The sequence below is a fragment of the Pigmentiphaga sp. YJ18 genome, from assembly GCF_038066655.1.
Classification (GTDB): domain Bacteria; phylum Pseudomonadota; class Gammaproteobacteria; order Burkholderiales; family Burkholderiaceae_B; genus Pigmentiphaga.
The window spans coordinates 1,561,098-1,586,677 of record NZ_JBBUKU010000001.1; the positions used below are offsets into that span (position 1 = coordinate 1,561,098).

Below are 25,580 nucleotides of genomic sequence, written 5' to 3' on the forward strand. Positions count from 1 at the left end.
TCTCGTAGGGGGGATCAGAGGGACAGCTCGGCTTGCAGTCTATCAAGTTCGTCGTCCCCGCATTGCAGCAGGTCGGCCAGGATCTCGCGCGCCTGCGAGCCCAGTGCGGGACTGGGCTGGTAGGGCGGTGGTGCCTGGTCGAGGAACCGCAGCGGCGTCTCGGGTACGAGAATGCGGCCGTAGACGGGATGGTCGATGTGGCGCAGGGCGCCGCGCGCGTGCAGGTGCGGGTCGTCCACCACGTCCAGCAGCTCCTGTACCGGCGCGCAGGGCACGGTCCGCGCGCGCAGCCGGGACAGCAGCTCGGCATTGTCCAGGCGCCGGGTAACGGCGCCCAGCGCCTCGTCCAGTTCGTCCATATGGCGCGCGCGCAGGTCGCGAGTGGCGTAGCGGGGATCGGCGGCCAGTTCGTCCAGGTCCAGCGCGGCCACCAGCGCGCGCCAGTGCTTCTCGTTGGTGGTGATGATGGCGACGTGGCCGTCGGCCGACGGATAGACGTTGTAGGGCGCGAGGCCCATGCCGCCGTGCCGGTTGCCGGTGCGCTGCGGCTTGCGGCTGCCGCGGCGCAGGCCGCCCAGGTTGGAGGCCAGCGACGGATAGACCGCCTCCATCATCGATACCTCCACGCGCCCGCCCGCGCCGGTGCGTTCGCGCCGCAGCAAGGCCGTGACGATGGCGCCGTACAGGTGAATGCCGGCCATGAAGTCGCAGACGGCCGGGCCGGCCTTGACCGGGTCGCCGTCCGGCTGGCCGGTGCTGCTCAGGACGCCCGACATGGCCTGTACCGCGAGGTCCATCGCGGGGTAGTCGCGGTAGGGGCCGCTGCTGCCGTAGCCGGAACTCGATGCGTAGATGAGCCGGGGATTGGCCGCCATCAGCGAATCGGCGCCCAGGCCCAGCCGCTCCATGGCGCTGGGCGTGAAGTTCTCGACCAGCACGTCGGCGCGGGCGGCCAGGCGCCGCAGTACCGCGCGGCCGGCCTCGGTCTTCAGGTCCAGGCAAAGCGAACGCTTGTTGGCGTTGAACATGGCGAACGGCACCGTCACCACGTCGTCGGGCAGCGTTTCGCGCTTGCGCAGGTGCTCGCCGCCGGGCGGCTCGATCTTGACGATGTCCGCGCCGGCCCGCGCCATCAGGAAGGTGGCGTAGGGGCCGTTGTAGATCTGGGTCAGGTCCAGCACCGTGATGCCGGCCAGGGGCTGGGGCATGCCGCCATCATTGTTCATGCCGGTCCTCCCGCCCCGCGGGTTCGAAGCGCGCCACCGCGTAGTCGTCCTGGGCCTCGATCCGCAAACGCAGCGGCATGTCGGCGCGCAGGGCCGATTCGTCGCAGAGGACGTTGGAGATCATGCGCGGCCCTTCGTCCAGCTCCACGATCGCCACGTTGTAGGGCACGCGCGATTCGAAGGCGGGATGGTGGGCGCTGCGATAGATCACCCAGCTGACGAGGCGGGCGCCGCCGGCCGCGGGCACGAAGCGCACGTCGTCGCCCAGGCAGTGCGGGCAGTGGTCGCGCGCCGGCAGCCAGCGGTGGCCTTGCCCGCATTGCTGGAACAGCAGCGTGCCGGCCTTCAGGCCATCCCAGAACGGGCGATTGGTCTCGGTGATGTCGGGCAGGGGGAATTCGGTCATGGCTGGCTGCCTAGAATGAGCGTGCTGTGGGTATGCATGGTGCCGCCCTGGTTGCTGACGAGGCAGGTGTCGGCGCCGGGCACCTGCAGCGTGGCCTGTCCGCGAATCTGCCGCACGCCCTCGATGACCAGCTGCATGCCGGGCATGCCTGTCTCGGACAGCAGGCCGCCGCTGGTGTTGAGCGGCAGATCGCCGCCGATCTCGATGCGGCCGTCGGCCACGAACCGGCCGCCCTCGCCCTTCCTGCAGAAACCGTAGTCCTCGAGCGTCATCAGCGCGGTGATGGTGAAGCAGTCGTAGATCTGCGCGACATCGATATCCTTGGGCGCGAGCCCCGCCATGGCGAAGGCGGTGCGGCCGGAGACGACCGCTTCGGTCGAGGTCAGCGTGGGCCGCTGCGCCACTTCCCACGAGGTCTGGCCCTGGCCGAAGCCCAGGATGGGGACGGCGTTGGGCACGCCCAGCGCGCGGGCGCGCGCCGCGCTCATCACGACCACCGCCGCGCCGCCGTCGGAAACCAGGCAGCAATCGTCGCGGCGCAGCGGATCGATCTGCATGGGCGAGGCCATGTAGTCGTCCAGCGAAATGGCCGCGCGCAATTGCGCGTCGGGATTGGCCGCGCCGTGGCGCCGGCAGGCCTTGGCGATGGCGCCAAGGTCCTCGGGGCGGGTGCCGTGTTCGATCATGTGCCGGCGCTGGATCATCGCGTAGCCGGCGGCGGTGGAGAACCATCCATAGACGGCGTCGTCGCCGCGCGGCCGGGCGTAGACGGCGCGATTGCCGGTGCGCGGGTTGTCCGCGTAGCAGACCAGGGCGGCTTCGCACTGGCCCGCCTCGATCGCCATGGCGGCCTGCGAGATCAGTGCGACGTTGGCCGCGCCGCCCTGGTCCCAGGCGCCGCCCAGCTTCGGGCGCAGGCCCATGGCCTCGGCCAGTTTCTGGCCGTACATGAACTCGCGCGCCGAGGTCGGCACCTTGACGAACAGGGCGTCGATGACATCCTTGCCGACGTTGGCGTCGGCCAGCGCGTTGCGGCAGGCCTCGACGTTCAGGCTGACGGTCGAGCGGCCGGGCAGCTTGCCGTAACGGGTGTGCCCGATCCCGGCGATGACGTACTTTCCTCTCATGGGGCTTCCTGTGGCGTCAGCGTGCGTTGAACCGGGCCGGACGCTTTTCCTTGAAGGCCAGGCGGCCTTCGGCGGCGTCCTCGGTGGCCGAGAGCATGCGGTTGTACAACTGCTCCATGCGCAGTCCCACGTTCAGGTCCATGCTGCCGGCGCGCAGCGCCAGCTCCTTGGCGGCCTGCACGGCCAGCGGCGCGTTGGCGGCGATGCACTCGGCGATCTTCATGGCTTCCGGCATCAATTGCGCGGGCTCGACCTGGCGGTTGACCAGGCCCCAGCGTTCGGCGGTGGCGGCGTCGAAGGCGTCGCCGGTCAGCAGGAACTCCATCGCGATGGCGCGGGGCAGCTGTTCGATCACGCGCTGCGTGCCGCCGTTGGCGGCGATCACGCCGCGCTTGACCTCGGACAGGCCGAAGGTCGCATGCGGCACGGCCAGGCGGATGTCGGTCGCCAGCAGCAAGGTCATCCCGCCGCCCAGGCAATAGCCGTTGACCGCGGCGATCACCGGCTTCCACATCTCCAGCCCGCGATTGAGCAGCATGCCCTGCTGGGTCAGCCAGAACTCCGACAACTGCGGCGGATTGCCGATGAAGGTCTTGAGGTCCGCGCCCGTGCTGAAGGATTTTTCTCCGGCGCCGGTGATGACGATGGCGCGCACGGCGGTGTCGTCGCGCATTTGCGCCCAGGCGTCGGACAGGCCGCGATAGTGCTCCGCGTCCATGGCGTTGAGCTTCTCGGGGCGATTGATGGTGATGATGCCGACCCCGCGGTCGGTCTTCTGGGTGTCGATGGACATGGATGCTCCGGGGTTACTCGGGTTGAATGCCGGCTTTCTGGATGATGGAACCCCAGCGGCGGTTCTCCGAAGCCATGAAGTCGGCCAGTTCCTGGCGGCTGGTGCCCATCGGCACGGCGTCCGATTCCAGGAAGTTGCGCTTGACGGTCTCGGTCTGCAGCGCATCGCGGAAGAGCTGGTTAAGGCGGTCGACCACGGCGTCGGGGGTGTCGCGCGGCGCCAGCACGACCAGCCACGAGCCCAGGTTGAAATCGGCCATCCCGCTTTCTATCAAGGTGGGCACGTCCTGCAGGTTGGGCGTGCGGGCCCGCCCGGTGGTGGCGATCGCCCGCACCTTGCCGCCGCGGATCAGGGGGGTGGCCGAGGTCGAGTCGGCGAAGATCAGGTCGATCCGTCCGCCGATCAGGTCGCCGATGGCCAGCGGGTTGCCCTTGTAGGGCACGTACAGCATGTCGACGTGCTCGAGCTGCTTATAGAGTTCGGCGGCCACCCGCGAGGAGGAGTTGCCGCTGCCGAAGGCCAGCGGCGTCTTGGCCGCGCGCGCCGTCCGGGCCAGGTCGGCGGCATTGCGGATCGGGGAATCGGCCCGTACCAGCAGCACCAGCGGGCCCTCCTTGAGCAAGGTAATGCCCTTGAAGTCCTGGATGGGGTCGTAGGGCGTGCGCTTGAACAGGAATTTGTTGGCAACGTGGGTATTACTGGTCAGCAGCAGGGTGTAGCCGTCGGCCGGGGCGCGCATGACTTCCTCGGTGGCGATGAAGCCGTTGGCGCCCGCCTTGTTTTCCACGACCACGGTCTGCCCGGTGCTCTTGGTGATCTCCTGCGCCAGCACGCGGGCCGAGCCGTCTGTGCCGCTGCCGGGCGGGAAGGGCACCACGATGCGGATCTGGCGCTGGGGGAAATCAGCAGCGTGTGCCGTGGCGCCGGCACACGCGAAGATGGCGGCAATGCCCGCGAACAAGCCATGGCGTATCCTCACGGTAGTCTCCTCGTTTTAAAAGTTCTAAAAGACTATATATGGACTTTTAGGCTTTTAAAACAGATAGGATCCTGGTGAAAACCCGTATCCGATCGGCGGACTGAAGTGCGCAAGGCGCGCTAAGTTGACTTTCCTTTTTGGCTCCTTCATAATCTTTCGTTCCCCGGCGGAGGGGTGCCCGAGTGGTTAAAGGGGGCAGACTGTAAATCTGTTGGCCTTGCGCCTACATTGGTTCGAATCCAATCCCCTCCACCAAACGGCTTTGCTTTCCGATGGAAGTTCGTGGCCAGTGGCTTGAAGCGTGCTGTAACTCAAGCGGCTGGTCAAAATTTTGGCCGGAAGGTTTGGCGGCGGTGGGGTCCGCGCTAGTAGCAGTACCAGGTAGGCGGGTGTAGCTCAATGGTAGAGCAGAAGCCTTCCAAGCTTACGACGAGGGTTCGATTCCCTTCACCCGCTCCAACGAGGTCGTCGCAGGCGACCGGGTTTCCGGTGGGTTGCCGGATGGCCCGGTGGTTGCAGTACAGAATTCGCCCATGTGGCTCAGTGGTAGAGCACTCCCTTGGTAAGGGAGAGGTCACGCGTTCGATCCGCGTCATGGGCACCAGATTTTTGCGGTTCCATCCGTTATAGCAGGCATCCAGAGGCGGGAGTCAGCCATGGCAAAAGGCAAGTTTGAGCGTACCAAGCCGCACGTGAACGTGGGCACGATCGGTCACGTTGACCACGGCAAGACGACGCTGACGGCGGCGATCACGACGGTGCTGTCGAAGCAGTTCGGCGGCGAGGCGAAGGCGTACGACCAGATCGACGCGGCGCCGGAAGAGAAGGCGCGTGGTATCACGATCAACACGGCGCACGTGGAATACGAGACGCAGACGCGGCACTACGCGCACGTTGATTGCCCGGGCCACGCGGACTACGTGAAGAACATGATCACGGGTGCGGCGCAGATGGACGGCGCGATCCTGGTGGTGTCGGCCGCTGACGGCCCGATGCCGCAGACGCGCGAGCACATCCTGCTGTCGCGCCAGGTTGGCGTGCCGTACATCATCGTGTTCCTGAACAAGGCGGACCTGGTTGACGACGCCGAGCTGCTGGAACTGGTGGAAATGGAAGTTCGCGAGCTGCTCTCGAAGTACGACTTCCCGGGCGACGATACGCCGATCGTGAAGGGTTCGGCCCGTCTGGCGCTGGAAGGCGACAAGGGCGAACTGGGCGAGCCGGCCATTCTGCAACTGGCGGCAGCGCTGGACTCGTACATTCCGACGCCCGAGCGGGCGGTCGATGGCGCGTTCCTGATGCCGGTGGAAGACGTGTTCTCGATCTCGGGTCGCGGCACGGTGGTGACGGGTCGTATCGAGCGGGGCATCGTCAAGGTCGGCGAGGAAATCGAAATCGTCGGTATCAAGGACACGGTCAAGACGACGTGCACGGGCGTGGAAATGTTCCGCAAGCTGCTGGATCAGGGCCAGGCGGGCGACAACGTCGGTATTCTGCTGCGCGGCACCAAGCGTGAAGACGTCGAGCGGGGCCAGGTTCTGGCCAAGCCCGGTTCGATCACGCCGCACACGGAGTTCTCGGCCGAGGTGTACGTGCTGTCGAAGGAAGAAGGCGGCCGTCACACGCCGTTCTTCAACGGCTATCGTCCCCAGTTCTACTTCCGCACGACGGACGTGACGGGCACGATCGAGCTGCCCAAGGACAAGGAAATGGTGCTGCCGGGCGACAACGTGTCGATCACGGTCAAGCTGCTGGCTCCCATCGCCATGGAAGAAGGCCTGCGCTTCGCCATCCGTGAAGGCGGTCGTACCGTCGGCGCCGGCGTGGTCGCCAAAGTCATCAAGTAAGACACTTATCCCGCGCTTGCGCGGGATAAGTCGTGGTGCCGAAGTAGTGGTAGTTGGTAGTAAAAGTTTGAAGGCCCTCCCTAAAGAATCCGGGGGGGCTTCATCCATAGGGGAATAGCTCAATTGGCAGAGCGTCGGTCTCCAAAACCGAAGGTTGTGGGTTCGATTCCCTCTTCCCCTGCCACCTCTCCCGGAGCCCGCGGGGTCTAGCCGCGGCTTCCGACAAAAAGCCCGGCGCGGCTTCTGCCCCGGGTGTTTTGCAAGCACCGTCGCCGCCAGCAATGTCTGGCGCTGCCCGGACGAAAAGATGTCGAATCCAAACGTAGAAACCGTAACTAGCACTGCCGACCGCATCAAGCTGGGCCTGGCCATCGCGGCGTTCGTCGCTGGGCTGGTGGGGTTCTACGCCTTGGCGGACAGCCCCACGATCGCCCGGGTGGGCGTCATCGTGGCCGGTGTGGTCCTTGCCCTGGTGATCGGCTGGTTCAGCGAGCCCGGGAGGCGCCTGGTCGCATTCGGCCAGGATTCGGCCCAGGAAACGCGCAAGGTCGTGTGGCCTTCCCGCAAGGAAACCATCCAGACCACCGTCGCGGTGTTCGCTTTCGTGGTGGTCATGGCGCTGTTCCTGTGGGTTACAGACAAAACCATTGAATGGGTGTTGTACGACCTCATTCTTGGTTGGAAATAACACGGCGGAAACAAGACGATGAGCAAACGTTGGTACGTTGTCCATGTCTATTCCGGCATGGAAAAAAGCGTCCAGAAGGCGCTGACGGAACGCATCGAGCGGGCCGCGCTGCAGACCTCCTTCGGTCGCATCCTGGTGCCCACGGAAGAGGTCATCGAGGTCAAGGGTGGCCAGAAGTCCATCACCGAGCGCCGCTTCTTTCCCGGCTACGTGCTGGTCGAGATGGACCTGACCGACGAGACCTGGCACCTGGTGAAGAACACCAACAAGGTGACGGGGTTCGTGGGTGGATCGGGCAACCGCCCCACGCCCATCCCCCAGCGCGAGGTCGACGACATCCTGTCGCAGATGGAAGAGGGCGTGGAGAAGCCGCGTCCCAAGATCCTCTTCGAAGTGGGCGAAATGGTCCGCATCAAGGAAGGCCCGTTCACCGACTTCAACGGCAACGTGGAAGACGTGAACTACGAAAAGAGCAAGCTGCGCGTGTCGGTCACGATTTTCGGCCGATCGACCCCGGTGGAACTCGATTTCAGTCAGGTCGAGAAGTCCTGACCAAACATACGGCCGGATGGGGCGCTACGGTCAGCGCCATCCGGCTCGCGGCGTCCGCGCCGCGAACCAACCCGACCGTCAACCCCGGGGAGCAGGCCTGATCGGCCTGCGTACGTACCCGCAAGGAGTCAAGCATGGCGAAGAAAATCGTCGGCTTCATCAAGCTGCAAGTGCCAGCTGGTAAAGCCAATCCCTCTCCCCCGATCGGTCCGGCGCTGGGTCAGCGCGGCCTGAACATCATGGAATTCTGCAAGGCGTTCAACGCCAAGACCCAGGGCCTGGAGCCCGGTCTGCCGATTCCCGTGGTGATCACCGCCTTTGCCGACAAGAGCTTCACCTTCGTGATGAAGTCGCCCCCGGCGACCATCCTCATCAAGAAGGCTGCCGGCATCCAGAAGGGTTCGCCCAAGCCCCATACCGACAAGGTTGGCACGCTGACTCGCGCCCAGGTCGAAGAAATCGTCAAGACCAAGCAAGCCGATCTGACGGCTGCCGACATGGACGCCGCGGTCCGCACGATCGCTGGCAGCGCCCGTAGCATGGGCATCACGGTGGAGGGCCTGTAATCATGGCACGCATGACCAAACGTGTAGCCGCGCTGCGCGCCAAGATCGACCGCAGCAAGCTGTATCCCGTCGCCGAAGCGCTGGCGCTGGTGAAGGAAACCGCGACCGCCAAGTTCGATGAATCCATCGACCTGGCCGTGCAGCTGGGCATCGACGCCAAGAAGTCCGACCAACTGGTCCGTGGCTCGGTGGTGCTGCCCGCCGGTACCGGCAAGTCGGTGCGCGTGGCCGTGTTCGCCCAGGGCGAGAAGGCCGAGGCCGCCAAGGCCGCCGGCGCCGACATCGTCGGCATGGAAGACCTGGCCGAGCGCATCAAGGCTGGCCAGATCGACTTCGACGTGGTGATCGCCTCGCCCGACACGATGCGTGTCGTCGGCGCGCTGGGCCAGATCCTGGGTCCGCGTGGCCTGATGCCGAACCCCAAGGTCGGCACCGTGACGCCCGACGTCGCCACCGCCGTCAAGAACGCCAAGGCTGGTCAGGTCCAGTACCGTACCGACAAGGCCGGGATCATTCACGCCACCATCGGCCGTGCCTCGTTCAACGTCGAACAGCTGCAGAGCAACCTGCTGGCCCTGGTCGACGCGCTGAACAAGGCCCGTCCGACGACGGCCAAGGGTATTTACCTGCGCAAGCTGGCGGTGTCGTCCACCATGGGTGGCGGTGTCCGCGTGGACCAGGCCTCTCTGACGGCCAGCCAGCAGTAATCGCAGGGCAACAGACTTTGGGCTGCACCGGGCGCGGGCGAAAGCCGGACGCGCGGTGCTGCTGTCAAAGACCGCTGGAGTGAAACCGGAGTCCCTGGCCCGCCAGGTGCCCGGAGGATCTTAAAACCGCGACTCGCGGGCAGGCATGGAATGCTGTCCGCCCAAGCACGGATCCAGCGCAGACGGCGCTCCCAGGAAGAATTCTTTATCCAAAGAAGTCGACCAGGTTCGCCGCATTCGGTTGACGCAAGGGGTGGTATCCCGAGCGTCTTATGATGGAGTGTTCAAACCGTGAGTCTCAATCGTCAAGAGAAAACGGTGGTCGTCGAAGAGATCTCGGCTCAAGTCGCCAAGGCTCAATCGATCGTTATCGCCGAATATCGTGGTCTGGACGTCGCTTCCGTCACCGTACTGCGCAAGCAAGCACGTGAATCGGGCGTTTACCTGCGTGTTCTGAAGAACACGCTGGCCCGCCGCGCTGTGAACGGCACCCCCTTCGAGGGTCTGTCGTCGCAACTGACCGGTCCGCTGATGTACGCCATCAGCGCTGATCCGGTCGCGGCAGCCAAGGTCCTGTCCAATTTTGCCAAAACCAACGACAAGCTCGTTCTGAAGGGCGGTGCCCTGCCGAACGGTGTCATGTCCGTCGAAGGCGTCAAGGCTCTGGCCTCGCTGCCCTCGCGCGAAGAGTTGCTGGCGAAGTTGCTGGGCACCATGCAGGCACCCGTTGCACAGTTTGTGCGTACGCTCAACGAAGTTCCGACCAAGTTCGTGCGTGGCCTCGCGGCCGTGCGGGACAAGCAGGCCGCCTAAGCGGCCGGGGGATGTTTCCCCTCGGAATCTCGTGACACGAAGCGACACCCAATACCTGGTATCAAATTCATTGGAGTTTTAAACAAAATGGCACTTAGCAAAGCTGAAATCATCGACGCCATCGCCGGCCTGACCGTCCTGGAACTGTCGGAACTGATCAAGGACCTGGAAGACAAGTTCGGCGTGTCGGCTGCTGCCGCCGCTGTGGCTGTCGCCGCTCCCGCCGCTGCGGGTGGCGCTGCCGCCGCTGCTGAAGAGCAGACCGAGTTCAACGTGATCCTGGCCGAAGTCGGCGCCAACAAGGTCAACGTCATCAAGGCCGTGCGCGAGCTGACCGGCCTGGGCCTGAAGGAAGCCAAGGACCTGGTCGACGGCGCTCCGAAGCCCGTGAAGGAAGGCGTTGCCAAGGCTGATGCCGAAGCCGCCAAGAAGAAGCTTGAAGAAGCCGGTGCCAAGGTCGAAGTCAAGTAATTCGATCCTTGCCGGTACCCGGTGGCCGCTAAAAAACGGCCTCCGGGTTTTTGCGTTTTTGGAAAAGGGCTTTTAAAGCCTGTTTTCCGTGGCAGTACCGCTGGTTCGCGTGGCTTTGCGCGCACGGATCGGCCGACGGATTTCCGGTGCGCAGGTGGGGATGATGCCGCCTTCGGACCCGAAACCCGTGCCGGGCGAGCCCGGAAGAGGGGCACCGGCCCAGCCGGCGGGTAGCCCCATTGAGATTTCGAAGTCGTATTTTAGGACCATTACCCGTGGTTCGTGCAACCTGAGTCGGAGTGCTCATGCCCTACTCGTTCACCGAAAAGAAGCGCATCCGCAAGAGCTTCGCCAAGCGCGAGGACGTGCAAACCGTTCCTTTCCTGCTGGCAACCCAGCTCGAGTCCTATCGTACCTTCCTGCAGTCGGATACCGCACCCCTGCAGCGTAAGGAAGAAGGGCTGCAAGCCGCATTCTCCTCGATTTTTCCCATCGTCAGCCATAACCAGATGGCCAGGCTGGAATTCGTCAGCTACGTGCTGGGCGAACCCGCCTTCGACGTGCGCGAATGCCAGCAGCGTGGGCTGACCTTCGCGTCGCCCCTGCGCGCCAAGGTGCGCCTGGTCCTGCTCGATCGCGAGGCGAGCAAACCCACCGTCAAGGAAGTGAAGGAACAGGAAGTCTACATGGGCGAGATTCCGCTCATGACTTCCACCGGATCGTTCGTCATCAACGGTACCGAGCGGGTCATCGTCTCGCAGCTGCACCGTTCGCCCGGCGTGTTCTTCGAGCACGACCGCGGCAAGACCCACAGCTCCGGCAAGCTGCTGTTCTCGGCTCGCGTGATTCCCTACCGCGGCTCGTGGCTGGACTTCGAGTTCGACCCCAAGGACATCCTGTTCTTCCGTGTCGACCGCCGCCGCAAGATGCCCGTGACCATCCTGCTCAAGGCCATCGGCATGACGCCCGAGAGCATCCTGGCGCACTTCTTCGCGTTCGACAGCTTCGAGCTGGCGAGCGAGGGTGGCCTGATGGAATTCGTGCCCGAGCGCTGGAAGGGCGAGGTCGCGCGCTTCGACATCAACGACAAGTCCGGCAACGTCATCGTCGCCAAGGACAAGCGCATCAACGCCAAGCACATCCGCGACCTGGTGGCCGCGGAGACCAAGCGTATCTCGGTGCCCGAAGACTTCCTGCTGGGCCGCGCGCTGGCCCGCAACGTGGTCGATCCGGAAACCGGCGAGATCGTGGCGCACGCCAACGAAGAGCTGACCGAGTCGCTGTTGAACAAGCTGCGCGAGAACAACGTGCGCGAGATCCAGACGCTCTACACGAACGACCTGGACCAGGGCCCGTACATCTCGCAAACGCTGCGCGTGGACGAGACCACCGACCAGACCGCCGCGCGCGTGGCGATCTACCGCATGATGCGCCCCGGCGAGCCGCCCACCGAGGAAGCCGTCGAAGCGCTGTTCCAGCGCCTGTTCTTCAGCGAGGATACCTACGATCTGTCGCGCGTGGGCCGCATGAAGGTCAACAGCCGGCTGGGCCGCGGCAATGACATCACCGGCGCGATGACCCTCAATAACGAGGACATCCTCGATACGATCAAGGTGCTGGTCGAGCTGCGCAATGGCCGCGGCGAGATCGACGACATCGATCACCTGGGCAATCGCCGCGTGCGCTGCGTGGGCGAACTGGCGGAGAACCAGTTCCGCGCCGGACTGGTGCGCGTCGAGCGCGCCGTCAAGGAGCGCCTGGGCCAGGCCGAGTCCGAGAACCTGATGCCGCACGACCTGATCAACTCCAAGCCGATCTCGGCCGCCATCAAGGAGTTCTTCGGTTCGAGCCAGCTGTCGCAGTTCATGGACCAGACCAACCCGCTGTCCGAGATCACGCACAAGCGCCGCGTCTCGGCCCTCGGCCCTGGCGGCCTGACCCGCGAGCGCGCCGGCTTCGAGGTGCGCGACGTGCACCCGACCCACTACGGCCGCGTCTGCCCGATCGAGACGCCCGAAGGTCCGAACATCGGCCTGATCAACTCGATGGCCCTGTATGCCCGCCTGAACGAGTACGGCTTCCTGGAGACGCCGTACCGCAAGGTCGTGGACAGCAAGGTCAGCGACCAGATCGAGTACCTGTCGGCCATCGAGGAAAGCCGCTACGTGATCGCGCAGGCGAACGCCACGCTCGACGCCGAAGGCCATTTCGTGGACGACCTGGTGGCCTGCCGCCAGGCCGGTGAAACGATGCTGACCGCCGCCGAGAACGTCCACTACATGGACGTGGCGCCGTCGCAGATCGTGTCCGTGGCCGCTTCGCTGATCCCGTTCCTGGAGCATGACGACGCGAACCGCGCGCTGATGGGCTCGAACATGCAGCGCCAGGCCGTGCCCTGCCTGCGTCCCGAGAAGCCCGTGGTCGGCACCGGCATCGAACGCACGGTGGCGGTCGACTCCGGCACCACCGTGCAGGCGCTGCGCGGCGGCCTGGTCGACTACGTCGACGCCGAACGCGTCGTGATCCGGGTCAACGACGATGAAAACGCCGCCGGTGAAGTCGGCGTCGACATCTACAACCTGATCAAGTACACCCGTTCCAACCAGAACACCAACATCAACCAGCGCCCGATCGTGCGCCGCGGCGACATGATCGCCCGGGGCGACGTGCTGGCCGATGGCGCCTCCAGCGACCTGGGCGAACTCGCCCTGGGCCAGAACATGCTGGTCGCGTTCATGCCCTGGAACGGCTACAACTTCGAGGACTCGATCCTGATGTCGGAGCGCGTGGTGGCCAATGACCGCTACACCTCCATCCACATCGAGGAACTGACGGTCGTCGCCCGCGACACCAAGCTGGGCTCGGAAGAAATCACGCGCGACATCAGCAACCTGTCCGAAGGCCAGCTGAACCGCCTGGACGAATCCGGCATCGTCTACATCGGCGCCGAAGTCGAGGCCGGCGACGTGCTGGTCGGCAAGGTCACGCCCAAGGGCGAGACCCAGCTGACCCCGGAAGAGAAGCTGCTGCGCGCGATCTTCGGCGAAAAAGCCTCCGACGTGAAGGACACCTCGCTGCGCGTGCCCTCGGGCATGGTCGGCACCGTCATCGACGTGCAGGTGTTCACGCGCGAAGGCATCGTGCGCGACAAGCGCGCCCAGTCCATCATCGATGATGAACTCAAGCGCTATCGCCAGGACCTGAACGACCAGCTGCGTATCGTGGAAAACGATACCTTCGACCGTATCGAGAAGTCGCTGGTCGGCAAGGTCGTCAACGGCGGCCCGCGCAAGCTGGCCAAGGGCGCGGCGATCGCCAAGTCCTACCTGGCCGAGCTGGACCGCTGGCAGTGGTTCGACATCCGCCTGGCCGACGAAGGTGCGGCCACCGCGCTCGAGCAGGCCAAGGAATCGATCGAGCAGAAGCGCCACCAGTTCGATCTCGCCTTCGAAGAGAAGCGCAAGAAGCTGACCCAGGGCGACGAGCTGCCCCCGGGCGTGCTCAAGATGGTCAAGGTCTACCTGGCCGTCAAGCGCCGCCTGCAGCCCGGCGACAAGATGGCCGGCCGTCACGGCAACAAGGGCGTGGTTTCGAAGATCACCCCGGTGGAAGACATGCCGCACATGGCCGACGGCACTCCCGTCGACATCGTGCTGAACCCGCTGGGCGTGCCCTCGCGGATGAACGTGGGCCAGGTTCTGGAAGTGCACCTGGGCTGGGCCGCCAAGGGCCTGGGCCAGCGCTTCAACGAAATGCTGGCCGAAGCGCGCAAGGTCGAAGTGGCCAAGGTGCGCGAGTTCGTCGGCAAGGTCTACAACACCACCGGCACGGCAGCCCGCCTGGAAGAACTGGACGACGACGCGGTGATCGAGCTGGCGCAGAACCTGCGCAACGGCGTGCCGTTCGCGACGCCGGTGTTCGACGGCGCTTCGGAAAACGACATCCGCGCGATGCTCGACCTGGCCTATCCGGACGAACTGGCCGAGAGCCTCAAGCTGACCAACTCCAAGACCCAGGCCTACCTGTACGACGGCCGCACCGGCGAGATGTTCGAGCGTCCGGTCACGGTCGGCTACATGCACATGCTGAAGCTGCACCACCTGGTCGACGACAAGATGCACGCCCGCTCGACCGGCCCGTACTCGCTGGTGACCCAGCAGCCGCTGGGCGGCAAGGCGCAGTTCGGCGGCCAGCGCTTCGGGGAAATGGAAGTGTGGGCGCTGGAAGCCTACGGCGCTTCGTACGTGCTGCAAGAAATGCTGACCGTGAAGTCCGACGACGTGAACGGCCGTACCAAGGTGTACGAGAACATCGTCAAGGGCGACCACGTGATCGACGCCGGCATGCCCGAGTCGTTCAACGTGCTGGTCAAGGAAATCCGGTCGCTCGGGATCGACATGGATCTCGAGCGTAACTGATAGGAGTCGCCATGAAAGCGCTATTGGATCTGTTCAAGCAGGTTACGCAGGAAGAACAGTTCGACGCCATTCGCATTGGCATCGCGTCGCCGGAGAAGATCCGGTCGTGGTCGTTCGGCGAAGTCAAGAAGCCGGAGACGATCAACTATCGCACGTTCAAGCCCGAACGCGACGGGCTGTTCTGCGCCAAGATCTTCGGGCCGATCAAGGACTACGAGTGCCTGTGCGGCAAGTACAAGCGCCTGAAGCACCGCGGCGTGATCTGCGAGAAGTGCGGCGTGGAAGTCACGCTGGCCAAGGTTCGCCGCGAGCGCATGGGCCATATCGAGCTGGCCAGCCCGGTCGCTCACATCTGGTTCCTGAAGTCGCTGCCGTCGCGTCTGGGCATGGTCCTGGACATGACGCTGCGCGACATCGAACGCGTGCTGTACTTCGAAGCCTACTGCGTCATCGATCCGGGCATGACGCCGCTCAAGCGCGCCCAGATCATGTCGGAAGACGACTTCCTGGCCAAGACCGAAGAGTACGGTGACGATTTCCGTGCGGTGATGGGTGCCGAGGCCGTGCGCGAACTGCTGCGCACGATCGACATCAACCGCGAGATAGAGACGCTGCGCGCCGACCTCCAGGCCACCAGCTCGGATGCCAAGATCAAGAAGATCTCCAAGCGCCTGAAGGTGCTGGAAGGCTTCCAGAAGTCCGGCATCAAGCCCGACTGGATGATCCTGGAAGTGCTGCCCGTGCTGCCGCCCGAGCTGCGCCCGCTGGTGCCGCTGGACGGTGGCCGCTTCGCCACGTCCGACCTGAACGACCTGTATCGCCGGGTCATCAACCGCAACAACCGCCTGAAGCGCCTGCTCGAACTGAAGGCTCCTGAAATCATCGTGCGCAACGAAAAGCGCATGCTGCAGGAAGCCGTCGACTCGCTGCTGGACAACGGCCGCCGCGGCAAGGCCATGACCGGCGCCAACAAGCGTCCGCTCAAGTCGCTGGCCGACATGATCAAGGGCAAGAGCGGCCGCTTCCGCCAGAACCTGCTGGGCAAGCGCGTCGACTACTCGGGCCGTTCGGTCATCGTGGTGGGCCCGCAGCTCAAGCTGCACCAGTGCGGCCTGCCCAAGCTGATGGCGCTGGAACTGTTCAAGCCCTTCATCTTCAACCGCCTGGAAATGATGGGGCTGGCCACGACCATCAAGGCGGCCAAGAAGCTGGTGGAAACGCAGGAACCGGTGGTGTGGGACATCCTCGAAGAGGTGATCCGCGAACACCCGATCATGCTGAACCGCGCGCCGACGCTGCACCGCCTGGGCATCCAGGCGTTCGAGCCGGTCCTGATCGAAGGCAAGGCCATCCAGCTGCACCCGCTGGTCTGCGCGGCGTTCAACGCCGACTTCGACGGCGACCAGATGGCCGTCCACGTTCCGCTGTCGCTGGAAGCCCAGCTGGAAGCCCGCACGCTGATGCTGGCCTCCAACAACGTGCTGTTCCCGGCCAACGGCGAACCCTCGATCGTTCCTTCGCAGGACATCGTGCTGGGCCTGTACTACGCCACCCGCGAGCGCGTGAATGGTGCCGGCGAAGGCCTGCACTTCGTGGACGTGTCCGAAGTCATGCGCGCCTACGAGAACAAGGCGGTCGAGCTGCAGTCGCGCATCACCGTGCGCCTGAACGAGTACGAGCGTGACGAGAACGGCGAGTACCAGCCGGTGCTGCGCCGCTTCGAGACCACCGTCGGCCGCGCCATCCTGTCGGAGATCCTGCCCAAGGGGCTGCCCTTCTCGGTGCTGAACAAGCCCCTGAAGAAGAAGGAAATCTCGCGCCTGATCAACCAGTCGTTCCGCCGCTGCGGCCTGCGCGACACGGTGATCTTCGCCGACCAGCTGATGCAGTCGGGCTTCCGCCTGGCCACGCGCGGCGGTATCTCGATCTGCATGGACGACATGCTGATCCCGTCCGCCAAGGAAGGCATCCTTGCCGAGGCCAGCAAGGAGGTCAAGGAAATCGACAAGCAGTACTCGTCGGGTCTGGTCACCTCCCAGGAACGCTACAACAACGTGGTGGACATCTGGGGCAAGGCCGGCGACCGCGTGGGCAAGGCGATGATGGAACAGCTCTCGACCGAGCCCGTCGTCGACCGCCACGGTACCGCCACCCGCCAGGAGTCGTTCAACTCGATCTACATGATGGCCGACTCCGGCGCCCGCGGTTCCGCGGCCCAGATCCGCCAGCTGGCCGGCATGCGGGGCCTGATGGCCAAGCCCGACGGCTCCATCATCGAGACGCCCATCACCGCGAACTTCCGCGAGGGCCTGAACGTACTGCAGTACTTCATCTCGACCCACGGCGCGCGTAAAGGCCTGGCCGATACGGCGCTGAAGACGGCGAACTCGGGTTACCTGACCCGCCGTCTGGTGGACGTGACGCAGGACCTGGTCATCACCGAGGACGATTGCGGCACGACCTTCGGCTTCGCCATGAAGGCGCTGGTCGAAGGCGGTGAAGTCATCGAGCCGCTGCGCGACCGTATCCTCGGCCGCACCGTGGTCGCCGACGTGGTCAACCCCGACACCCAGGAGACCGTGTTCGAAGCCGGCACGCTGCTGGACGAAGACGCGGTCGACACCATCGAGCGCCTGGGCATCGACGAAGTGAAGGTGCGCTCGGCCCTGACCTGCGAAACCCGCCATGGCCTGTGCGCCGCGTGCTACGGCCGCGACCTGGGCCGCGGCTCGCCGGTCAACGTCGGCGAGGCGGTCGGCGTGATCGCCGCCCAGTCCATCGGCGAACCCGGCACGCAGCTGACGATGCGTACGTTCCACATCGGTGGCGCGGCCTCGCGCGCGGCGCTGGCCTCGGGCGTGGAAACCAAGTCCAACGGCACGGTACGCTTCACCAGCGCCATGCGCTACGTGACCAACGGCAAGGGCGAGCAGGTTGCCATCTCGCGTTCGGGCGAAATCCTGATCGTCGACGACAATGGCCGCGAGCGCGAGCGCCACAAGGTGCCGTACGGCGCGATCCTGCTGCATGGCGACGGCGCGACGGTCAAGGCCGGTGCGCAGCTGGCCAGCTGGGATCCGCTGACCCGTCCGATCATCACCGAGTACGGTGGCACGATCAAGTTCGAGAACGTGGAAGAAGGCGTCACGGTGGCCCGTCAGCTCGACGAAGTCACCGGCCTGTCGACCCTGGTCGCGATCACGCCCAAGACGCGTGGCAGCGCCAAGCAGACCGTGCGTCCGCAGGTCAAGCTGCTCGACGGCGCCAACGAGGAAGTCAAGATCGCCGGTACCGATCACTCGGTCAGCATCTCCTTCCCGGTGGGCGCGCTGATCACCGTTCGCGACGGCCAGCAGGTCGGCGTGGGCGAGGTGCTGGCGCGTATTCCGCAGGAATCGCAGAAGACCCGCGACATCACCGGGGGTCTGCCGCGCGTGGCCGAGCTGTTCGAAGCCCGTTCGCCCAAGGATGCCGGCATGCTTGCCGACGTCACCGGCACGGTCTCGTTCGGCAAGGACACCAAGGGCAAGCAGCGCCTGGTCATCACCGACCTGGACGGCGTCAGCCACGAGTTCCTGATTCCGAAGGAAAAGCAGGTGCTGGTGCACGACGGCCAGGTGGTGAACAAGGGCGAAATGATCGTGGACGGCCCGGCCGATCCCCACGACATCCTGCGCCTGCAAGGCATCGAGAAGCTGGCGATCTACATCGTCGACGAAGTGCAGGACGTCTACCGTTTGCAAGGCGTGAAGATCAACGACAAGCACATCGAAGTGATCGTGCGCCAGATGCTGCGCCGCGTGAACATCGTCGATCCGGGCGACACCTCGTTCATCCCGGGCGAGCAGGTCGAACGCGCCGAGATGCTGAACGAGAACGATCGCGTCAACGCCGACAACCAGCGCCCCGCCTCGTACGAGAACGTGCTGCTGGGTATCACGAAGGCTTCGCTGTCGACCGACTCGTTCATCTCGGCCGCTTCGTTCCAGGAAACCACGCGTGTCCTGACCGAAGCCGCCATCATGGGCAAGCGCGACGACCTGCGCGGCTTGAAGGAAAACGTCATCGTGGGTCGCCTGATCCCTGCGGGTACCGGCATGGCCTACCATGGCGCCCGCAAGGAGAAGGAAGCCCAGGAGGCCGCCGAGCGCGAAGTGGTATTCGCCGACGTGGGCAACACCTTCGACGAGAGCGAGATCTTCAATACGCCGGCCGAAAGCGTGACGACCTCGGAGCCTTCGGGCGACGAGCCGGCCGAAGGCGGCAGCCAGGAGTAAGCGGTATCGCGGCGGGGGCCTTCGGGGCCTCGCCCGGTCGAAGTGTTGAAGGCCTGGGTCCGGTATGTACCGGACCCAGGCCTTTTTTCTTGGTCGACGCACTGGCCGATGTCGATGGATGCGCTGTGAGTTTTCCTGAAGGTCCCTAAAAATATCTCGATTGGCCGGCCCCAGGCCGGCCATGCACACTGCGCCTACAGAAGAGAAACCGCGGAGCCGGCGTGAACCTGGCTCCCGGGGCATCCAAAGGAGCGACAGTGACCGACCTGTATTCCATCGTCCTGATGCAGACCAACCGCTTGGGCATCGACCATAGGCGCGATATCCGCAAGGCCAACCTCGACCGCATCATCGAGATCTTCGGTTATGGGCCGACGCGGCTGGCATTCCGCGAATACGCGCCGCTCAAGCTGGTGGTGCTGCCGGAGGTCTTCATGCAGGGCTGGAACAACAATCCGGAGCCCTACGCGAACCTGTTCACCAAGGTCGCCAAGGACATGGCGATACGGATTCCCGGCGACGAGATCGAACTCCTGGCCGAGCAGGCGCGCAAGTACAAGACCTACATCGCCGGCAGCGCGCACGAGGTGATCCCGGAGATCAGCACGGAGTTCGCGTTCAACGCCGCGTTCATCATCGACCCCAGCGGCGAGGTGATCTACAAGCGCCACAAATACTGCCCCTACCTGCCCTACAGCGGGCGCGACGACGTCAGCCCGCACGACGTGTGGGACCGCTACATCGAGGCCATGGACGGCAAGTACGGCCGCAGGAAAGGGGACGTGCTGAGCTGCATGTTTCCTGTCGTCGAGACCGACATCGGCAAGCTGGGCTACCTGATCTGCAACGAGGCGTTCTACCCGGAGCACTCGCGCGCGATGGCCCTGCAGGGCTGCGAGGTCATGATCAGGTCGAGCGGCATGGCCGAGCCCGACGGCTCGCCGCCGCAGGACCTCTGGGAAGTCACCAATCGCGCCCACGCCGCGTTCAACACCATGTATGTGGCGGCCTGCGCGCCGGGCAACCTGATCGTGCGCGGCAATCCGGCCAATTCCTATCCCGGCGGGTCGATGGTGATCGATTACCACGGCGCGATCGTGCAGCACGTGAACTACCCGGGCGAGACCGTGACCGCCGCGCAGATCAGCCTCGAGGCGCTGCGCCGCCGGCGCATGGACCCGCGCCACAACTGGCTGACGCAGGTGCGCAGCGAGGCTTTTCGCCACATGTACGACAAGCCGCTGTATCCGGCCAACATGTATGCGGACCGGCTTCCGACCGACCAGGCGGACCGCTCGCGCGCGCAGCCCATCCAGCGCTTCGTCGACGAGGGCATCTACATCCGTCCGCGCGGCGACGCCGCCTGACGGCGGAAAGGCGAAGGAGACGCAGATGAGATTGTCGGAACTGTCATTCCGCGGCAGGACGGCCGTCGTGACGGGCGGGGGCGGCGGCATAGGCCAGGCGGTCGCCCTGGGCCTGGCCCGGCTGGGCGGCAGGGTCTGCGTCGCGGACATGGACCTGGACCGCGCGGAGTCGGTCGGCGCCGAGATCCACGCTTTCGGGGGAGAGGCGGTGGCCGTCCAGGCCGACGTCACGCGCGCCGAGGCGGTCGAGCGCATGGCGCTGGCCGCGCGCGATGCCTTCGGTCGTATCGACGTGCTGGTCAACAACGCCGGTGGCGCAAGCGGACCGGCGTTCAGGATAGGACGCGTCTGCAAGCTGAGCGAACGGGACTGGGACGACACGTTCGCGGCCAACGTGAAGAGCGTCTTCCTGTGTACGCGCTCGGTGGCACCGCTGATGCTCGAACAGCGGCATGGCTGCATCGTCAACATGGCGTCGCTGACGGGGCAGTTTCCGTTCCCCGGGATGCCGGCGTACTCGGCGGCCAAGGCTGCCGTCATCAGCCTGACCCGGTCGCTCGCCATGGAACTGGCGCCCCACGTACGGGTCAACGCGCTGGCCCCGGGATTGATAGAAACGCCCCGCACGTCGTTGAACCGGCGACCCGAGCAGCTGGATCAGTTGTTGTCCAACGTGCCGCTGGCGCGCATGGGTACCACCGACGAGGTGGCCGACATGGCGCTTTACCTGGCCTCGGATGCCGCCGCCTTCGTCAACGGAACGGTGATGGACTGCGCCGGCGGCCAGATGTGGATGACGCGGGATGGCCGGCCCGCCTTTCGAGATCTAGCCAGCGCTGGCTGACGCGCTGCGCGAGCCCGTTTCATGATGGAATGGAGCCACTCATGCTGCTGCATTCGAAGGTCGCCCTTATCACGGGTGCCGCCACCGGCATCGGGCGGGCCAGCGCATTGCTTTTCGCGCGCGAGGGAGCCCGGATCGCCATTGCCGACATCAATCGGTCCGATGCCCAACGCACTGTGGAGGACATAGAAAAGGAGGGCGGCCAGGCATTCTTCATGGAATGCGACCTGCGCCGGACCGGGCGGATCGCCGACACCGTGGACGAGACAGTCCGCCGCTATGGCCGCCTGGACGTATTCTTCCACAATGCCGGCGTGGCCGGACCTGGCCTGCTCGAGCATACGACCGAAGCGCAATATGACCAGGTCATGGACATTCACCTGAAGGCCGGGTTCTTCGGTGCCAAGTACGCGCTGCCGCACCTGCGGCGCGCGGGAGGCGGGTCCATTCTCTTCACCGCGTCCGGGCTGGGGCTGCGGCCGTCCCGGCAATCTCCGGCGTACTCGGCGTCGAAGGCGGGCCTGCTGATGCTGGCGCGGGCGCTGGCTGTCGAGCATGCCCGGGATGGCATCCGGGTGAACGCGATTTGTCCCGGTCCGATAGCCAGCACTCCTCTCTGGCAGGGCGTGCTGGCGCGCAACCCCGACATCGTCGCTGATTCGTATGCCGAGATGAACCGGCAGGTGCGGCCGGTCAAGCGGCTCGGGAACCCCGAGGAAATGGCGCGGGCGGCACTGTTTCTAGTGGCGCCCGAGAGTTCGTACATAACCGGTGTGGCGCTGCCCGTCGATGGCGGAGGCGCGATGAGTTGATCCGGCCACGGCCGGCGCGAACCCGGACGACGACCGGGGCCGGACGCATAACTACACCGTTGGAGACGATCATGAATGGGAACCGGCGATGGACAGGCGCTTGTGGGGTGCTGGCGCTTTGCGTGACGACGGCGGTTTGGGCCGCCGGACAGGACTACCCGAGCAAGCCCGTGACGCTCGTGATAGGTTTCGCGCCCGGAGGCGGCAACGACGTCATGGGCAGACTGCTAGCCGAGCACCTGCGGGCCGAACTGGGCCAGCCCATGGTGGTCGAAAACAAGGCGGGTGCCGACGGCGCCATTGCGGCGCAGTTCGTGGCCAAATCGGTTGCCGACGGCTACACGCTACTGAGCGGTTCGAGCGGCATGATGGCCTACAACCCGGGCCTGAAACCGGCACTGACCTACGACCCGGCGAAGGACTTCGTGCCGATCACGATGATCGGGTACAGCCAGTTGCTGTTCTCGGTACCCCTGGGCCTGCCCGTCCATTCCCTGGCCGACCTGGTCAAGCTCGCCAAGTCCAGGCCGGGCCGCCTGTTCTACGCGTCGCCGTCGTCGCCGCACCAGGTGGCGTTCGAGGCGTTCAAGCAGAAGACGGGAATCGACATCCAGCAGGTGCCCTACAAGGGTTCCGGCCCGGCCATCCTGGCCGCGGTCTCGGGCGAAGTCCAGGTCCTGGTGTCTTCGGTGTCGGATGCGTTGCCGCAGATCCGGGCCGGCAAGCTGCGCCCGTTGGCGGTGACGGGCAAGGAGCGCAGCGGTTTCGTCAAGGACGTTCCGACGGTGATCGAGCAAGGCGTGGATTTCGAAAGCGCTTCGTGGATCGGTCTCTACGCTCCCGCCGGAACGCCTTCCGCGGTTGCCGACAAGCTGTATCGCGCCGTCTCCAAGGTGCTGGCCTCGGAGAAGTTCAAGGAAGGCTGCGTGGCGGTCGGCTACGAAATGAGCCCGCTCATGCCGCCGGCCGAGTTCGCCGCGTTCCAGCGCGACGAGCTGGAGCGCTGGACCAAGGTGATCAATGACCTGAACTTGCGGATCGGGAATTGAGGCGCCGGGATAGGCGATGACGCGGATTGGCTGCGGCGGCCGCTCATGGCAATATCCGGCGACCATGAGAAAATTGCCTCCGATGAATGCCGTCAGGGTGTTCGAGGTTGCCGCGCGGCATGTCAATTTCACCAAGGCGGCCGAAGAGTTGCACGTCACGCACGGCGCGGTCAGCCGGCAGGTGGCGCTGCTCGAGGCCTGGCTGGGCGTGCCGCTTTTCCTGCGATCGGCGTCCCAACTGGCATTGACCGAGGCCGGCCGGGACTACCTCGAGCAGGTGACGATGGGGCTGGACCTGATCGCCGTGGCGTCGATGCAGGCCCAGCAGCGGTCGGCCAGGGCCGGCTTGCGCATCAATGCGCCGCCTACCTTCATGATGCGCTGGCTGATCCCCAGGCTCTCGCGCTTTCAGCGGCGGCGGCCGGAAATCGACGTGCGCCTGACCACCTCGATCGCGCCGGTCAATTTCCAGGAGCACGGCTACGATCTTGCCATACGCAGCGCCCATGCGCCGCTGCCCAATTGCAATTCGATCCCCGTGGTGAGCGAGATGGTCGTGCCCGTCTGCCACGTCGATCTGCTGGAATGGCCGGGGCTGGAGCGTCCGGAAGACCTGGCGCGGCATACCCTGCTGAGCTATGCCACGGAGTCGTATTCCTGGTCGGAATGGCTCCATGGAGTGGGGTGCGACCACATCCGGCCCGCGAGCATCCTGAGTTTCGAGCAGATGTATTTCTCGCTGCAGGCGACCATGGAAGGCCTGGGCGTCATGCTGGTGCCGCTATTTCTCGTCATCGACGACATCATCACGGGCAGGCTGGCGGTGCCGCTCGATACGCCGCCGGTCAGGCGCCGGACCTACTACGCCAGCCATCCCCACCCTCCCGCGGAGAGCCGGGCGGTGCGTACCTTTTGCGACTGGCTGGCCAGCGAGGGAGCCGATACCGAGCAATCGCTGGCCGCATGGATGCGGTCGCGAGGCTGGACAGCCTGACCGGAGCAGCGGTCAGGCTCTTCCCGGGCGCACGCGGCGCCGGGCCGGCGCGTCCGCGCCATGGGCTTCCAGCTGCGAGCGGTAGGCTTCCTGAAGCTCCTGCTTTTTTACCTTCCCCAGCGGCGTGCGGGGCAGGCCGTCCACGAACATGAACTGACTCGGGATCTGGCCGGCCAACAGGCGGCCACGGCAGAACTCGACGATGGCGGGCAGGGACGGCGCAGGGCCGTCGGAGACAAGCACTGCGAGCAGCGCTTCTCCGGAGACCGGGTCGGGTACGCCTACCACCGCGGCTTCGGCAATACCGGGGCATTGGCGCAGGATGTCCTCGACCGTCTTCGTATAGACGTTCGCGCCGCGCGCCGCGACCACTTCCACCTTGCGGTCCAGGATGTAGAGAAAGCCGTCGTCGTCGATGCGGCCGATATCGCCGGTATGGAATGCTCCCTGGCGAAAGACCCGGGCCTCCTCCTCGGGAAGGCCGAGATAGCCATCGGCAACCTGCGGCCCGGACACGACGATTTCGCCGGTCCCCCCGGCCGGTACTTCGTTGCCGGCGTCGTCGAGCAGCGCGAGCCGCGTGCCGGGCAGGACCCGGCCGGCCGCCTTGAGTCGTTCGGGGCGATCCGTCACGGCCCGGCGGTGTGCCTCTTCGTCCAGGATGGCAAGGTAGGGCGAGGTTTCGGTCAGGCCGTAGCACTGGTGGAATCCGGTGTGCGGGAAGGCGGCCATCGCGGCGCGCAGGGTGGACTCGTCCAGCGGCGAGGTGCCATAGCTGATCAGGCGCAGGCTGTGCAGATCGTAGCGACTGACCGAGGCTTCCTTGAGGATGCGGGCGATCATGTCAGGCAGCAGGCTCGCGATGGTGACCCGATGGCGCTCGATGGCATCGAGCACGTCCTCGGGGGAGGCATCCTTCAGGTAGACGTGCGAGCCCCCAAACATGCTGACCACGGTCGCCTTGAGATCCGTCGAGTGATACATGGGCGAGACATGGAGATAGATGTCCTCCGGTGCGGGGGCCATCACGCGGGCGAGCTGCAGCGCGTTGGCCACGACGTTGCGATGGGTGAGCCGGACTCCCTTGCCTCGGCCGGTGGTGCCGCCGGTATAGAGACACAACGCAAGATCGCCTTCCGCCACCGCATGCGGTGCCGTGGGCCGCGCATCGGCCAGCAGGGTGTCCGTGCCGGGAATGCCGAAGATGCCGGGAGCGGCGCCGACGCAGACGGCTCGCCCGCGCCATGGGACAAGCTGCGCCTGGTCCAGCAGATAGGCGAGCTCCTCGTCCACCAGCAGCATCCGGCAGCCGGATTGCTCGAGCATCCAGGCGATGTCGCCGCCAGTGAGCCGGAAGTTCATGGGAATCGGTACGATGCCGGACCAGTACCCGCCCAGCAGCAACTGGGCGTGCGAGACGGAGTTCCGGCAAAGCGTGGCGAACCGCTCGCCCGGGTGCAGGCCCAGCGACCGGAGCATGCCGGCGCTGCGCGCGACGCGCTCGATAAGCTGCCTCCAGCTGAGGCTGCCGGACGGCGAATGGATCGCCACCCGGTGCCCATGCGCCTGGGCCGTGCTCTGCAACAGGTCGGGAAGCGTCAGCAAGCGCGGACTCCCGTCACGTGGATGTTCAACACTCCCCCC

At 65.3% G+C, this 25,580-nt stretch carries 20 protein-coding genes and 4 tRNA genes; 18 read left to right on the forward strand and 6 right to left on the reverse strand.

The window, feature by feature from the left end; all coding sequences use genetic code 11:
* Positions 1-14 precede the first annotated feature (14 nt).
* From WKR98_RS07630 to WKR98_RS07650, 5 genes are read right to left on the reverse strand one after another with little or no spacing between them, the layout of a single operon-like run.
* Positions 15-1,226 carry a CaiB/BaiF CoA transferase family protein gene (locus WKR98_RS07630; protein ID WP_238160270.1) on the reverse strand — a complete coding sequence of 404 codons (1,212 nt, stop codon included), beginning with the start codon at positions 1,224-1,226 and terminating at the stop codon, positions 15-17.
* Positions 1,216-1,632, reverse strand: coding sequence for a Zn-ribbon domain-containing OB-fold protein (locus WKR98_RS07635; RefSeq protein ID WP_124687565.1), 417 nt, complete (start codon positions 1,630-1,632; stop codon positions 1,216-1,218). The genes WKR98_RS07630 and WKR98_RS07635 overlap by 11 nt, the downstream gene beginning before the upstream one ends.
* Complete coding sequence (locus tag WKR98_RS07640) at positions 1,629-2,759, reverse strand: thiolase C-terminal domain-containing protein (RefSeq protein ID WP_124687566.1); 1,131 nt, start codon at positions 2,757-2,759, stop codon at positions 1,629-1,631. The genes WKR98_RS07635 and WKR98_RS07640 overlap by 4 nt, the downstream gene beginning before the upstream one ends.
* A gap of 16 nt (positions 2,760-2,775) precedes the next feature.
* A complete protein-coding gene (locus WKR98_RS07645; RefSeq protein ID WP_341432545.1) occupies positions 2,776-3,552 on the reverse strand; it encodes an enoyl-CoA hydratase/isomerase family protein in 777 nt (258 codons plus the stop codon).
* 13 nt (positions 3,553-3,565) lie between these two features.
* On the reverse strand, positions 3,566-4,531 hold the full coding sequence (locus tag WKR98_RS07650; protein WP_341432546.1) for a Bug family tripartite tricarboxylate transporter substrate binding protein: 966 nt from the start codon (positions 4,529-4,531) through the stop codon (positions 3,566-3,568).
* Positions 4,532-4,699: 168 nt separating this feature from the next.
* On the opposite strand from WKR98_RS07650, the gene WKR98_RS07655 reads away from it, so the two are divergent.
* From WKR98_RS07655 to gcvA, 18 genes are all read left to right on the forward strand, one after another.
* A tRNA-Tyr gene (locus WKR98_RS07655) sits at positions 4,700-4,786 on the forward strand.
* 130 nt (positions 4,787-4,916) lie between these two features.
* A tRNA-Gly gene (locus tag WKR98_RS07660) sits at positions 4,917-4,990 on the forward strand.
* Between the two features lie 70 nt (positions 4,991-5,060).
* Positions 5,061-5,135, forward strand: a tRNA-Thr gene (locus WKR98_RS07665).
* A 52-nt stretch (positions 5,136-5,187) separates the two neighbouring features.
* Positions 5,188-6,378, forward strand: a complete 1,191-nt coding sequence (gene tuf / locus WKR98_RS07670) for an elongation factor Tu (RefSeq protein WP_124687569.1) — start codon at positions 5,188-5,190, stop codon at positions 6,376-6,378.
* Between the two features lie 108 nt (positions 6,379-6,486).
* Positions 6,487-6,562 (forward strand) — tRNA-Trp (locus tag WKR98_RS07675).
* Positions 6,563-6,685: 123 nt separating this feature from the next.
* Positions 6,686-7,066 carry a preprotein translocase subunit SecE gene (gene secE / locus WKR98_RS07680; protein ID WP_124687570.1) on the forward strand — a complete coding sequence of 127 codons (381 nt, stop codon included), beginning with the start codon at positions 6,686-6,688 and terminating at the stop codon, positions 7,064-7,066.
* Positions 7,067-7,084: 18 nt separating this feature from the next.
* Positions 7,085-7,618 carry a transcription termination/antitermination protein NusG gene (gene nusG / locus WKR98_RS07685; protein WP_124687571.1) on the forward strand — a complete coding sequence of 178 codons (534 nt, stop codon included), beginning with the start codon at positions 7,085-7,087 and terminating at the stop codon, positions 7,616-7,618.
* A 134-nt stretch (positions 7,619-7,752) separates the two neighbouring features.
* Complete coding sequence (gene rplK, locus WKR98_RS07690; protein ID WP_124687572.1) at positions 7,753-8,184, forward strand: 50S ribosomal protein L11; 432 nt, start codon at positions 7,753-7,755, stop codon at positions 8,182-8,184.
* Positions 8,185-8,186: 2 nt separating this feature from the next.
* Positions 8,187-8,891: a 50S ribosomal protein L1 gene (rplA, locus tag WKR98_RS07695; protein ID WP_124687573.1), complete on the forward strand. Its 705-nt coding sequence runs from the start codon at positions 8,187-8,189 to the stop codon at positions 8,889-8,891.
* A 291-nt stretch (positions 8,892-9,182) separates the two neighbouring features.
* Positions 9,183-9,704 (forward strand): 50S ribosomal protein L10, encoded by a 522-nt coding sequence (gene rplJ / locus WKR98_RS07700; protein ID WP_124687574.1) that lies wholly within the window; start codon positions 9,183-9,185, stop codon positions 9,702-9,704.
* Between the two features lie 87 nt (positions 9,705-9,791).
* Positions 9,792-10,175, forward strand: a complete 384-nt coding sequence (rplL, locus tag WKR98_RS07705; RefSeq protein WP_124687575.1) for a 50S ribosomal protein L7/L12 — start codon at positions 9,792-9,794, stop codon at positions 10,173-10,175.
* A 305-nt stretch (positions 10,176-10,480) separates the two neighbouring features.
* On the forward strand, positions 10,481-14,593 hold the full coding sequence (gene rpoB / locus WKR98_RS07710; RefSeq protein ID WP_124687576.1) for a DNA-directed RNA polymerase subunit beta: 4,113 nt from the start codon (positions 10,481-10,483) through the stop codon (positions 14,591-14,593).
* An 11-nt stretch (positions 14,594-14,604) separates the two neighbouring features.
* Positions 14,605-18,870 carry a DNA-directed RNA polymerase subunit beta' gene (gene rpoC / locus WKR98_RS07715; RefSeq protein WP_341432547.1) on the forward strand — a complete coding sequence of 1,422 codons (4,266 nt, stop codon included), beginning with the start codon at positions 14,605-14,607 and terminating at the stop codon, positions 18,868-18,870.
* Positions 18,871-19,127: 257 nt separating this feature from the next.
* Positions 19,128-20,237: a nitrilase-related carbon-nitrogen hydrolase gene (locus WKR98_RS07720; protein ID WP_341432548.1), complete on the forward strand. Its 1,110-nt coding sequence runs from the start codon at positions 19,128-19,130 to the stop codon at positions 20,235-20,237.
* A 25-nt stretch (positions 20,238-20,262) separates the two neighbouring features.
* A complete protein-coding gene (locus WKR98_RS07725) occupies positions 20,263-21,081 on the forward strand; it encodes an SDR family NAD(P)-dependent oxidoreductase (RefSeq protein ID WP_341432549.1) in 819 nt (272 codons plus the stop codon).
* A 41-nt stretch (positions 21,082-21,122) separates the two neighbouring features.
* Complete coding sequence (locus WKR98_RS07730; RefSeq protein ID WP_341432550.1) at positions 21,123-21,893, forward strand: SDR family NAD(P)-dependent oxidoreductase; 771 nt, start codon at positions 21,123-21,125, stop codon at positions 21,891-21,893.
* Positions 21,894-22,015: 122 nt separating this feature from the next.
* On the forward strand, positions 22,016-22,942 hold the full coding sequence (locus WKR98_RS07735) for a Bug family tripartite tricarboxylate transporter substrate binding protein (RefSeq protein WP_341432551.1): 927 nt from the start codon (positions 22,016-22,018) through the stop codon (positions 22,940-22,942).
* 64 nt (positions 22,943-23,006) lie between these two features.
* Positions 23,007-23,936, forward strand: a complete 930-nt coding sequence (gene gcvA, locus WKR98_RS07740; RefSeq protein ID WP_341432552.1) for a transcriptional regulator GcvA — start codon at positions 23,007-23,009, stop codon at positions 23,934-23,936.
* Between the two features lie 12 nt (positions 23,937-23,948).
* Here gcvA and WKR98_RS07745 read toward each other — a convergent pair whose 3' ends face one another.
* The gene (locus tag WKR98_RS07745; protein WP_341432553.1) at positions 23,949-25,541 is read right to left on the reverse strand and encodes a class I adenylate-forming enzyme family protein; all 1,593 of its coding nucleotides are present in this window, start codon (positions 25,539-25,541) and stop codon (positions 23,949-23,951) included.
* Positions 25,542-25,580: the final 39 nt, after the last annotated feature.

Coding starts and splice junctions, on each gene's coding strand:
- WKR98_RS07630 (WP_238160270.1), bottom strand. CDS start 1,226: ATGAACAATGATGGCGGCATGCCCCAGCCCCTGGCCGGCATCACGGTG.
- WKR98_RS07635 (WP_124687565.1), bottom strand. CDS start 1,632: ATGACCGAATTCCCCCTGCCCGACATCACCGAGACCAATCGCCCGTTC.
- WKR98_RS07640 (WP_124687566.1), bottom strand. CDS start 2,759: ATGAGAGGAAAGTACGTCATCGCCGGGATCGGGCACACCCGTTACGGC.
- WKR98_RS07645 (WP_341432545.1), bottom strand. CDS start 3,552: ATGTCCATCGACACCCAGAAGACCGACCGCGGGGTCGGCATCATCACC.
- tuf (WP_124687569.1), top strand. CDS start 5,188: ATGGCAAAAGGCAAGTTTGAGCGTACCAAGCCGCACGTGAACGTGGGC.
- secE (WP_124687570.1), top strand. CDS start 6,686: ATGTCGAATCCAAACGTAGAAACCGTAACTAGCACTGCCGACCGCATC.
- nusG (WP_124687571.1), top strand. CDS start 7,085: ATGAGCAAACGTTGGTACGTTGTCCATGTCTATTCCGGCATGGAAAAA.
- rplK (WP_124687572.1), top strand. CDS start 7,753: ATGGCGAAGAAAATCGTCGGCTTCATCAAGCTGCAAGTGCCAGCTGGT.
- rplA (WP_124687573.1), top strand. CDS start 8,187: ATGGCACGCATGACCAAACGTGTAGCCGCGCTGCGCGCCAAGATCGAC.
- rplL (WP_124687575.1), top strand. CDS start 9,792: ATGGCACTTAGCAAAGCTGAAATCATCGACGCCATCGCCGGCCTGACC.
- rpoB (WP_124687576.1), top strand. CDS start 10,481: ATGCCCTACTCGTTCACCGAAAAGAAGCGCATCCGCAAGAGCTTCGCC.
- rpoC (WP_341432547.1), top strand. CDS start 14,605: ATGAAAGCGCTATTGGATCTGTTCAAGCAGGTTACGCAGGAAGAACAG.
- WKR98_RS07725 (WP_341432549.1), top strand. CDS start 20,263: ATGAGATTGTCGGAACTGTCATTCCGCGGCAGGACGGCCGTCGTGACG.
- WKR98_RS07730 (WP_341432550.1), top strand. CDS start 21,123: ATGCTGCTGCATTCGAAGGTCGCCCTTATCACGGGTGCCGCCACCGGC.
- gcvA (WP_341432552.1), top strand. CDS start 23,007: ATGAGAAAATTGCCTCCGATGAATGCCGTCAGGGTGTTCGAGGTTGCC.